We start from the raw sequence: 11,118 nt of genomic DNA, 5'->3' as shown, positions 1-11,118 counted from the left end.
TTCCCACTCACAGAATCACAACCAGCCAATTACGCAACAGGCCCCCTGTGGGAGAAGGTGGCCTCGCGAAGCGAGGTCGGATGAGAGGTGTTCCAGCTTGGCGGCACGTTTGAAATCGCCACCGCCCCAGTTTCGTCGCGCACCCCTCATCCGTCTCGGCGCTACGCGCCGATCGACCTTCTCCCACAGGGGGAGAAGGGAAGGTGACACTTCACCACCTCCGCAGGAATCGGGTGGTTAGCGCCTCTCGTCCGCCCCACTTTGACAGCAAGCAAAGGAGGCATCCATGACCATCCATTCCCTAAACACCAAACGCGCAACCCGTTCGGCCGAAGCACGCGTCGACGCTCAGGACTGGAGCGCTCTGATCGGCGAGCTGAACAGCCATGGCTGCGCCGTCATGCCGGCGCTGCTCTCACCCGAGGAATGCGCCGAAATCGCCGCGCTCTATCCGCATGAGCAACATTTCCGCAGCCATGTGGTGATGGCCCGCCACGGCTTCGGCAAGGGCGAGTACCGCTATTTCCGCTACCCTTTGCCCGACCTGATCGGCGCCTTGCGCACCGCGCTCTACCCGCGTCTTGCTTCAGTCGCCAATGACTGGAACGAACGCATGGGCGCGGCACAGCGCTACCCCGAAGACCACGCGGCGTTTATCGAGCGCTGCCACGACCAGGGCCAGACGCGACCGACGCCACTTCTCCTGCAATACGGGCCGGGCGACTTCAATTGCCTGCACCAGGATCTCTATGGCGATCTCGCCTTTCCCCTGCAGGTGGCGATCCTGTTGTCGCAGCCGGGTGAGGATTTCACCGGAGGCGAATTCGTGCTGACCGAACAGCGCCCGCGCATGCAAAGCCGTGCCGAAGTGGTGCCGCTGACCCAGGGCGACGCGGTGATCTTTGCTGTGCACAACCGCCCGGTGCAGGGCACGAAAGGGCACTATCGCGTCAACCTCCGGCACGGTGTCAGCCGCCTGCGCTCCGGCAGGCGGCATACGGTGGGGATCATTTTCCATGACGCAAAGTAATGTCACCCGCTTCTGCGCAGTTCCGTCGTCCCGCTGGCTGTCCGAGATTGGCGCAGGCTCACACTTCGTCGACGTCGAACAGCAGCATCGTCAGGTCGTCGTCCCCTGGGGCGAGTATCCGCCGGTCAGCGGCGCAGGCGATGCCGATTTCGGTAGCAAATGCGCTCTGCATGTCGGCGAGGCTGTCGAAATACAGCGTCCCCACCAGATACGGCATCTCGCCCGCTGAGCGCTTGATGATAGGCCGCCTGCTGATGTCGTAGCGCCGCAGGCCGGGAAGCTTCTTGGCCAGCGGCACATGAATCTCGAAATAGTGTCGGTCGAAAGCCTCAGGATCGGCCGGGGTGTTGTAGATCACGAGCATCTTGGCCATCTTCGTATTCCTGTCTGTTGGTGTTGCCGGTTGGGGGCCTATGCAGGCCACCGCGCCAATGTCGTTTCGCGAGGGCAGATTTCGACGATCCCTGGACTATTGTTTTCGTGACGGGTGACGGGGTCCGCGCCACCATCTGCGGCGCTTGTGCCTCTTCCCCCGCGACCCTCATTCGCGTATGGCCCCGGGCAAATCCCTCAATTTCGCATCAGCCTCCCGGACCGCCCCATGATCCGTCTTGAAAATATCGGCAAGCAGAACGGCCGTCAGCTTGTCTTCATCGAGGCCTCGGCCGCCCTGCAGAAGGGCGAGAAGGTCGGTCTCGTCGGCCCCAATGGCGCCGGCAAGACGACTTTGTTTCGCATGATCACCGGCCAGGAGCAGCCCGACGAGGGCCAGGTGCAGGTCGATCGCGGCGTCACCATCGGCTATTTCAGCCAGGATGTCGGCGACATGGCGGGCCATAGCGCGGTCGCCGAAGTGATGAACGGCGCCGGGCCGGTCAGTGACGTGGCGGCCGAAATGGCCGAACTCGAGGCGGCCATGGCCGATCCCGAGCAGGCCGACCGGATGGACGACATCATCGAACAATACGGCGAGGCGCAGCATCGCTTCGAGGAGCTCGACGGCTATGCGCTCGACGGGCGCGCCCGCGAAGTGCTCGCCGGCCTTGGCTTCTCGCAGGAGATGATGGACGGCGATGTCGGCAAGCTGTCCGGCGGCTGGAAGATGCGCGTCGCGCTCGCCCGCATCCTGTTGATGCGGCCAGACGTCATGCTGCTCGACGAACCGTCCAACCACCTCGATCTGGAAAGCCTGATCTGGCTGGAGCAGTTTTTGAAGGGTTATGACGGTGGATTGCTGATGACCTCGCACGACCGCGAGTTCATGAATCGCATCGTCAACAAGGTGGTCGAGATCGACGCCGGTTCGCTCACCGCCTATTCCGGCAATTACGAATTCTACCAGCAGCAGCGGGCGATCGCCGACAAGCAGCAGCAGGCGCAGTTCGAGCGCCAGCAGGCGATGCTGGCCAAGGAGATCGCCTTCATCGAACGCTTCAAGGCGCGCGCCTCACATGCTGCCCAGGTGCAGAGCCGGGTGAAGAAGCTCGACAAGATCGACCGCGTCGAGCCGCCCAAGCGCCGCCAGGTCGTGAATTTCGATTTCCAGCCGGCGCCGCGCTGCGGCGAGGATGTCGTGACGTTGAAGAACGTCCACAAGGGGTATGGCAGCCGCAGCATCTATGAGGGGCTCGACTTCCAGGTCCGCCGCCGCGAGCGCTGGTGCATCATGGGCGTCAACGGCGCCGGCAAGTCGACGCTGCTGAAGCTGGTCGCCGGCGCCTCCGACCCCGATGCCGGCACGGTCGCGCGGGGACCGAGCGTGAAAATGGGCTATTTCGCCCAGCACGCCATGGAGGTGCTGGAAGGCGAGCGCACCGTGTTCCAGACGCTGGAAGACGCGTTTCCCCAGGCCGGCCAGGCGCCGCTCAGGGCACTCGCCGGCTGCTTCGGTTTCTCCGGCGACGAGATCGAGAAGAGATGCCGCGTGCTGTCAGGCGGCGAGAAGGCTCGGCTGGTGATGGCGCTGATGCTGTTCGACCCGCCCAATCTTCTGGTGCTGGACGAACCGACCAACCACCTCGACATCGCCACCAAGGAGATGCTGATCACCGCACTCTCGCAGTACGAAGGCACCATGTTGTTCGTCTCGCACGACCGTCATTTCCTGGCCGCACTCTCCAACCGCGTGTTGGAACTGACGCCCGATGGCATCCACACCTATGGCGGCGGCTATACCGAATATGTTGAGCGCACCGGGCAGGAAGCTCCGGGGCTGCGGGGGTAACCCCCCGCCTAGGGTTGCTCCTCACCCGCTGCGAGTGCTTTCGCGACGCCGGCAACGAGGTGTTCAACATCGCTCGCATGTTCGTACGCAATCCCGGTTTGCGCAAACTGCATCGGCGAAAACTCAGGCGCTATCCGCTTGACCTCTGCCATGATGCGCTGAGCTTCCTTCAGTTCGCCGAGTTGCGCGTGGCATCCCGCCAGCCTTGTCAGTCGCCAAGGGGTCTTCGAGGGGATCTTGGACATGCTGACAAGCGCGGCCCTGTAATCTCCAGCCGAGTAGAGCGCGATGGCGCGATCATAGTGGTACCAGTCAGGATGGATCGGGTTGATCCGTATCGCACTGTCAATTGCCGCGAGTGCTTCAAGAGGCCTGCCTCTCATCGTGAGCAAGAACCCCATTTGCGCAATCGTATCGGCGTCATACGGATTGAGGTCGAGCGCGCGCTGAAGGTGATGTTCAGCCGCGTCGAACTGACGGGCGGAGATTAAAGCCTGGGCGAGCACGCGATGGCAGCGCGGTTCTTCCGGCGCCAAGGTCACCGCACACTCCGCGCGATCAATCAGTGAAGCAAGCAATGCGGGGGATGCCTCGGCATAGCCACCGATGATGAGATCGGCGAGCGCGATGTAGGAATGCGCCAAGGCATAGGTCGGGTCCTTTTCGATCGCAGCCTGGAAAAGGTTTCGCGCTGCCTCGTTGTCATCATCGCCATAACCGCGCAGCCGGGCCAGTCCACGCAGGAAAAGCTCGTATGCGGCCAGGCTGCCCGGAGGCTTCGGGGTTGCTTGCTTGACACCTGCGTCGTCGAGCCGAGCGACCAGCCGGTTCACCACACGGCGGGCGATTTCTTCCTGCATGTCGAAGATCTGGCCGCCGGACGCCGAAAAAGTATCGCTCCAGAGGACTTCACCCGTCGAGGCAGTAATGAGACTGACGGTGACCCGCATACCGTCTGCCCGGGTCGTCGCCCTGCCGCGGACCAGATAGGTTGCGCCAAGGCTGTCGCCAACGGCACGCCAATCGGACGCGGAATCCGAGACAAAGGCAAAACCGGAATTGCGCGCCAGCACGACGACCGTTCCGAAGCGCGCCAACGCATTGACAATGTCCTCCGCGAAACCGTCGACCAAGGGGGTGTCTTCCGGCGCACCTTCATTGCTGAAACGCAGCACCGCAACGCGCGGCTGCCCGGAGCGCTCCTGCTTTGGCGCGTCGGGAGGAGAGAAGACGTAGCCGCGCTTGGCGACCGTGCGGATAATGGTTTGGCTTTCGTCCTGCAGCGCCTTTCGCAACTCCCTGACCGCCTGCGTCAGTGAGTCCTCGGTCACGAAGACATCAGGCCACACCGCCGACATCAGTTCAGACTTGGTCGCGACACGCCCGGCATTCCTGCTCAGGTAGGTCAACAAATCAAATGCCTTGGAGCGCAGAGCGACAGGTTTCCCGTCGCACAACAGCAGCCCGCGGGCAAGATCAAGCTCGCAACTGCCAAGTGCCAGTGGTATGTGCCCGGGGTTTTCTCGCGACATTCAATGCCGATCTGACCAGCTCGACCAAACGCTGCCTGATTGGGGTCTCAATCGGCGCGGACGTCAAGGGATCAGGAGAATTTGGTCCACCCTCACTTTGGCCGGAAGTCATGCGCCTCTCCACGGCCATGATCTCCAGCATTTCGAACATTGTTCCAGGCATGGGCGCACAAGGGGACCCGGCCATGACCGTAGACGCAAATTCCAGGAGTTCCTGCCGGGCGGCTTGGCGCGTGTTCTCATTCGGTGACATGGTCGACCTCCTCCGGTTCGTCGTTGAGAACAATGAAGCCAGGGAACGGGCGCGTACCGGCAGATTTCTGAAATTCTGCTGAATCCTTCCGTCAATCGATCTGTCAAGCGGACGGGGTCGAAAGCGCCGGGGGGGCTGCGCAGCTATACCAATTCAGAAATGGTTCTTCCGTCCGCAATTGCGTCAAGCAGGGTTTGTCAGCTCGCCGCCAGCCATTTGCGTGACTGGGCGAATACCTTGAAGGCTTTTGCGTCCATCGGGTAGCCGAAAAAGAACCCTTGCAGGATATCGCAGCCAAGCTCTTTCAGGATCTGCGCGTGCTCCATCGTCTCGACGCCCTCGGCGATCACTTCGATACCGAGCGACTTGCCGATGTCGATGATGGACGACACCAGTTGCCGCTGCGCGGTTGAGCTGGTGATGGGTGTGACCAGCTGGCGATCGATCTTGAGGCGACGCGGTCGCAACTTCAAGAGCGAGACGATCGAGGCATGCCCGGTGCCGAAATCGTCGATCTCGATGTCGATGCCGAGCTCCTTGATGTGTTCGATATTCCAGCTGACCAGTTCGTCGTTTTCATCGAGGAAAATCGACTCCACCAGCTCGAACGATACGGTCCCTTTCTTGATGGCTAGCTTGCGCAAACCTTTGATCAGGTCCCGGTCCTCCAGCCGCCTGGCTGAGACGTTGACCGACACGCGCGGGATGTTGAGGTTGCTGCGCGACCAGCGCTCGAGACTATCAAGCGCCTGCTTCAGGACAGTGCGGTCGATAAGCGCCACGACATTGAGTTCTTCAGCCACCTTCAAATATGCGCCGGGGGTCAGTATACCGCGTCGCGGATGATCCCAACGCGACAGCGCCTCGACGCCGACGATCTCCAGCGTCCTGGCGTCGAACTGCGGCTGGTAGTAGACGACGAATTCGTTCCTCTCGAGTCCGCCCAGAATCTCGTCGGCGGTCTGCTTGGTCCGCACGATCTCGCTCTGCAGATCTTCGTTGAAAAACTCGTAGCGGTTGCGGCCACGGCCTTTCGCCCGGTACAGCGCGAGATCGGCATTGACGAGCAACTGCTTGGCATCGACGCCGCTGTTGGCTGCAATGCCGATGCTTACGCCGAACCGGCACTGGTGACCCAGATAGTCGACCGGCTGGCGCATCGCATCGATGATGTGGTCGGCGAGCGCGGCAAGCTCCTTGTCGTCGCGTCCATGGCTCAGCACGAAAAACTCGTCGCCGCCGATGCGCGCAACGAAATCGGCCGGACCGACGCTGGCCTTGATGACTTTCGAAGCATGCACCAGCAATGCATCGCCCGCCGCGTGGCCGAGCGTGTCGTTGATCTGCTTGAAGCGGTCAAGGTCGAGATGCAGCAATGCTGCGCGGCCCTCGGCTTCGCGGTTTTCGGCAAGCATCTCGTCCAGATACCGACGGTTGGGCAGGCCGGTCAGCGAATCGTGCAGTGCGACATGCTCGATGCGGGCCTTGGCCAAATTCAGTTCGATATTCTTCGATTCTGAAAGGCGTCGTTCGCGCAGGAGGTTCTCGTTCAGCAACACGTCGCCGGTTACGTCCCATTCGGCGCCGATCATTTTCGACGCGCCGTTATTGTCCTGGAAGAAGCTGGCGCGTGTGCGCACATGGCGAATGGTGCCATCTGGCCGCAGTAGCCGATACTGCGAGGAGTACAAGCCCCGTGTCGCGGCAGCTGAATCGAAGTCCTGTTTGGCTCGTTCGAAGTCTTCAGGGTGGATCGACAGCGCCCAGTCGTCATAGCCGCGGGTCTTTCCGTCGGCGGGCTTGCCATAGATTTCGTTGATGCGGTCGTCCCATACGAGCTCGTTGCTGCCGAGGTCGTGCTCCCACACGCCTATGCCCGAGGCCTCCAATGCCAGCTCCAGTCGCCCGGACAGGCGCCTCAACTCGGCGTAATTTTTCTGTCTTTCACCAAAAAGCCGTCCGGCCACCAGGATCGGCAGCACCACCAGTGCGCCGGCGAGCGCCATGATCGTCCGCAGCAGCCACTCATTTTTCGGAGCGGTCGGCCAGCCGCCCTTCGGTATGGCTGAAATTTGCCAGGAGCCCGAAGGCAGTTGCACCTCCGCCGTCACCGGACTGCCGGCCACGACATTGTCGCCGCCGAAGAACAGTTCGCCACCGCCCCCCAATGCATCCTTGCCGATGAGCGCGACATCGATATCGAGCTCAGGGTCGGTCAGTCCGCTCGCACTGTAGAGCCGATCGATATCGATCACGGCCGAGACAATCCCCCAAAACCGGTCGCCGCCTCCCGCCGTCGGCACGAAGACGGGGATACGGCCGATGAAACCACGACCGCCTTGTGCCAATTTGACCGGCCCTGCGAGCACCAGCGCGCGCTGGTCCCGCGCTCGAAGCGCAGCCATGCGTTGCGCCTCGGTCTTGCGATAGTCCAGCCCGATGGCTTTCTCATTGCCTTCCAGCGGGTATATCAGTGTGATGACGAGGTCGGGCGCGCCGGCAATATTGCGCAGTTGCGATTTTTGCTGGAACAAATTGCGGGCGAGCGCCGCAAATCTCTGCTGGCCCATATAGGGTTCGGTAACGATCGTCGAAACGAGACCCTGAACCAGCTGGAGATTGCCGCTTATGTTGCCTTCGAGCTTGGCGCGTATGATGTTGACCTTGGCCAGGACATCGGCGCGCGCCAGCTGATCGGAAACGTCTCTGTTCCTCTGATCGGCAACCAAGGCACAGACGAGAAGCACAACAAACGCAATCGCCGCCGGCAAGTTGGCGGAAGAAAAAATGGCCCGTTTCACCCTGCCGGCATTGAGCATCGCAGCTGCCAATTTGGTATGAATACCTTTCAGGAACAATTGTCCCTTGGTCGACCATAGTAGCTAAGGCTTAAATATGAGCTTCGAGGCGAATCGAAAACCAAACATTGCCCTTCTTGGTTGCCGAAATATTCACGAGAGCGGGGAGTATCCGGTTTTCGGGCGATAAAAATCAAATGACAAATGCTTTTCCGCAGTCTGATGAGCGGATTTGCTCAAAAACATCGATTTTGTAAGGTTAATTCACATTGCGAGGCGGCCATGGAACCCTGAGGTTGTACGCGGGGAAGACGGACTATCATTCAGGCTCGAATCCGCCCGGAAGGTGGAAGCGCATTGCACGCCGGCTCCTCCATGATGCGGAACGAGAGCGGGTGCGAACTGGCATCGTTGATTGTGCCGGCTCGCCATTGCTGTGTTGGATTTCCGCCGCGAGCGACTTATTTGGCGGTCATCTGATCGGCCAGCGCCTGCGCCTGGGCGAGCAGCGCCGGGAAGGTCGGGTCTCCCGGCAGGTGCTGGGCCATGCAGGCGCGATAGTCGCTATCGCCTTTGTCCCAGGCGGCGTTGGAGGACTCGAACGCCTTTTCGTCCTTGAGGTCCGATGCCTGGTAGGCCTCCTGGAATTTCTGCGCGGCGGCATCCGCAGCAGCCCAGACGGCGTCGCAGGCGGCGATCTTGGGAACGGCAGGGGCGGCCGGCGCTGCCATGATCCTCACGCTGTTGCCTTTGACGAGTGTAACGATGACCTCCTGCTCGTAGATCGGTCCGACGTCCTGCGTCCAGCCGCCGAGCCTTGCGAAGGCAATGTCGGCGCCTTCAGGCTTCTTCAGTGGAAAGTCGAGCGTTCCCTCAAAGGCGGCGTCGCTGTTGATCGCCTGGGTATAGAAAGCATCGACCTTCAGCGCGGCATCGATGCCGGCGGGCAGTTTGAAACTCTCGTCGGTCTCGGCGGTTTTGGCCTGGAGCCAGCGCTCCAGCAGCCCTCGCGTCGTTGCCACCAGGCTGGGGCCGTCATCGCCTTTGGTGTAGCGCAGCCCGTCGAGCATGCCAGAGCCGATATCGGAGTCGCTGAGGCTTTCGATATTGATCGTGCCAGTTGCCGGAAAACCCTTGACCGCCAGCGGACCGATGATGCCCGAAAGGCGCTGTTGCAGGTCGGCCAGAGCCTTCTCGTTCTCGGCGTCGATCGTTTCGATTGCAGCATTCGCATCGTTCAGCGCCGCGATGGCCGCAATCGCCTTGTCGCGCGCGGCGATATAATCATCTTCCGGCGAGATCGCGAACGCAACGCTGCTCGAGAGCGCAAACAGAAACGTCCAAACCATCGGCATGACGTAGCCTCCCCCTTGATGATCGACAGGCCTGAGAGCCTCCGGGGACTTCGCGGCTATTGCGTGGCGGAAATCGACGGGAAGCGGGTTTCGGCGCTGGAAGATCGAAGGCTTCAGCCCGCCTTGCGCTTCTCCACCTCCGCCTTCCGCAGCAGGAACCGCTGGATCTTGCCGCTCGGGGTCTTCGGCAGCTCGCTGACGAATTCGACCTCGCGCGGGTAGGCGTGCGCCGAGAGCCGCTTCTTGACATGCTGGGCCAGTTCTTCGGCTAGCTCGGGATTGCCCTGGTAAGCCGGCGCCAGCACCACGAAGGCCTTGACGATCTCGGTGCGCTGCGGATCGGGCACGCCGACCACTGCCGCCTCGTTGACCGCCGGATGCTCGATCAGCGCGCTTTCGACGTCGAATGGGCCGATGCGGTAGCCGGCCGAGGTGATGACGTCGTCGGCCCTGCCAATGAAGGAGACCGAGCCGTCCGGCTCGTACTCCACCGTATCGCCGGTGCGGTAGTAGCCGCCTGATATCGCCGGCGTCTGCGACTGGTGATAGCCGTCGAACCAGCGCAGCGGCGACTTCGCGATGTCGACGGCGAGGATGCCGGGCTGGTTGGGACCGAGCTCGTTGCCGGCCTCGTCCAGCACCACCATGCGGTAGCCGGGCATGGCGAAGCCGGCCGAGCCCGCGCGCACGGGATGCGAGAGCCCATGATGGTTGTTGACCATCATGCCGTTTTCGGTCTGGCCGTAATGATCGTGGATCGGGGCGGCGAGATTGGCGTCGAACCAGCGGATCACTTCCGGATTGAGCGGTTCGCCGGCGCTGCTCACCACGCGCAACCTGCCTTTGACGCGAGCTGCGGCTTCCGCGCCTTCCGCCATCAGCAGGCGATAGGCGGTGGGCGAGCCGGCAAGGCTGGTGACGCCAAGCCGCTCGATGATGTCGCAGGTGCTTTGGACGTTGAAGGCGCCTTCATAGAAGGTGGTGGCGATGCCGAGCTGCAAGGGCCCCGTGATGGCGTAATAGAGGCCATAGGCCCAGCCGGGATCGGCGATGTTCCAGAAAATGTCGTCGGGCAGCAAGCCGATGGCGTCGCGCATATAGGCGCCGAACGCGAGCAGGGCGCGGAGCGGCACCGGCACGCCCTTGGGCAGGCCTGTGGTGCCCGAGGTCGACATCATCATGAACAGGTCGTCGCCCTTGCGCATCACCGGTTCGCAGTCGGGCGAGGCGGCGGCAAGCGCGGCGCGAAAATCCATGTCGCCGTCCGGCAGCGCCTCGCCGGGGCCAAGAATGGTCGCGATTTGCGTTGGTGTCTCGACCTCGTCGAGCTTGCCGCGATTGGCCGGGTTGGTGACCACGATCTTGGCGCCGCTATAGCCGAGACGGTGCTCGATGGCCTTCGGGCCGAAGGCGGTGAACAACGGCTGGTAGACCGCGCCGATGCGCCATGTGCCGAGGATCAGCGCCACCAATTCGGGGATGCGCGGCAGCATGCCGGCGACGACATCGCCGGCACCGACGCCGGCGGCCTTGAGCACATTGGCGGCGCGACCCGACATGTCGGCGAGCTCGTCGAAGCTGAATTCGCGCAATTCGCCGCTGGCCGAGATCGCGCGCAGCGCCAGCCGGTTTTCACCGGTGTAGCGGCCGCAGCATTCGACGTAGGCATTGATGCCGGTTGTAGGGTTGCCATGCAACCGGACGATTTCGTATTCGATGCGAAAGCGCTCAACGGCATCCTCGTAGCGCGGCATCTTGGTCATGGCAGTCCTCCCTAAGCAGCGCCCATCTCCCCTTGGAACGCCTTATCTGCCAGATTGCCCGAAATCGTTGCGTTGGTCGATTGCGGCGAAAGTCGGGTTCGGCAGGGCAATGAGGGCCAGCGTCAGCCTCTGAGGTCGGCGGAACTCTAAGACGGTTGACCAA

7 protein-coding genes are annotated in these 11,118 nt (G+C 62.0%); 2 read left to right on the top strand and 5 right to left on the bottom strand.

Features of this window, described 5'->3' with window-relative positions; all coding sequences use genetic code 11:
• Positions 1-286 precede the first annotated feature (286 nt).
• Positions 287-1,030 carry a 2OG-Fe(II) oxygenase gene (locus ACWGTO_RS24750; protein WP_454577419.1) on the top strand — a complete coding sequence of 248 codons (744 nt, stop codon included), beginning with the start codon at positions 287-289 and terminating at the stop codon, positions 1,028-1,030.
• Positions 1,031-1,088: 58 nt separating this feature from the next.
• Here ACWGTO_RS24750 and ACWGTO_RS24745 read toward each other — a convergent pair whose 3' ends face one another.
• Complete coding sequence (locus tag ACWGTO_RS24745; protein ID WP_454577418.1) at positions 1,089-1,403, bottom strand: EthD family reductase; 315 nt, start codon at positions 1,401-1,403, stop codon at positions 1,089-1,091.
• Positions 1,404-1,631: 228 nt separating this feature from the next.
• Between ACWGTO_RS24745 and ACWGTO_RS24740 the strand changes: the two genes are divergently transcribed.
• Complete coding sequence (locus tag ACWGTO_RS24740) at positions 1,632-3,254, top strand: ABC-F family ATP-binding cassette domain-containing protein (RefSeq protein ID WP_454577417.1); 1,623 nt, start codon at positions 1,632-1,634, stop codon at positions 3,252-3,254.
• Between the two features lie 8 nt (positions 3,255-3,262).
• Here ACWGTO_RS24740 and ACWGTO_RS24735 read toward each other — a convergent pair whose 3' ends face one another.
• The 4 genes from ACWGTO_RS24735 to ACWGTO_RS24720 form a co-directional block, all read right to left on the bottom strand.
• Positions 3,263-4,786 (bottom strand): winged helix-turn-helix domain-containing protein, encoded by a 1,524-nt coding sequence (locus tag ACWGTO_RS24735; protein WP_454577416.1) that lies wholly within the window; start codon positions 4,784-4,786, stop codon positions 3,263-3,265.
• Positions 4,787-5,236: 450 nt separating this feature from the next.
• Complete coding sequence (locus tag ACWGTO_RS24730; protein WP_454577415.1) at positions 5,237-7,858, bottom strand: bifunctional diguanylate cyclase/phosphodiesterase; 2,622 nt, start codon at positions 7,856-7,858, stop codon at positions 5,237-5,239.
• Positions 7,859-8,298: 440 nt separating this feature from the next.
• Positions 8,299-9,192: a hypothetical protein gene (locus ACWGTO_RS24725; RefSeq protein WP_454577414.1), complete on the bottom strand. Its 894-nt coding sequence runs from the start codon at positions 9,190-9,192 to the stop codon at positions 8,299-8,301.
• Between the two features lie 113 nt (positions 9,193-9,305).
• Positions 9,306-10,955 (bottom strand): acyl-CoA synthetase, encoded by a 1,650-nt coding sequence (locus tag ACWGTO_RS24720; protein WP_454577413.1) that lies wholly within the window; start codon positions 10,953-10,955, stop codon positions 9,306-9,308.
• Positions 10,956-11,118: the final 163 nt, after the last annotated feature.

The organism is Mesorhizobium sp. PL10 (genome assembly GCF_053714315.1).
This window is presented reverse-complemented; position numbering and strand designations above follow the sequence as displayed.

Coding starts and splice junctions, on each gene's coding strand:
- ACWGTO_RS24750 (WP_454577419.1), top strand. CDS start 287: ATGACCATCCATTCCCTAAACACCAAACGCGCAACCCGTTCGGCCGAA.
- ACWGTO_RS24745 (WP_454577418.1), bottom strand. CDS start 1,403: ATGGCCAAGATGCTCGTGATCTACAACACCCCGGCCGATCCTGAGGCT.
- ACWGTO_RS24740 (WP_454577417.1), top strand. CDS start 1,632: ATGATCCGTCTTGAAAATATCGGCAAGCAGAACGGCCGTCAGCTTGTC.
- ACWGTO_RS24735 (WP_454577416.1), bottom strand. CDS start 4,786: ATGTCGCGAGAAAACCCCGGGCACATACCACTGGCACTTGGCAGTTGC.
- ACWGTO_RS24730 (WP_454577415.1), bottom strand. CDS start 7,858: ATGCTCAATGCCGGCAGGGTGAAACGGGCCATTTTTTCTTCCGCCAAC.
- ACWGTO_RS24725 (WP_454577414.1), bottom strand. CDS start 9,192: ATGCCGATGGTTTGGACGTTTCTGTTTGCGCTCTCGAGCAGCGTTGCG.
- ACWGTO_RS24720 (WP_454577413.1), bottom strand. CDS start 10,955: ATGACCAAGATGCCGCGCTACGAGGATGCCGTTGAGCGCTTTCGCATC.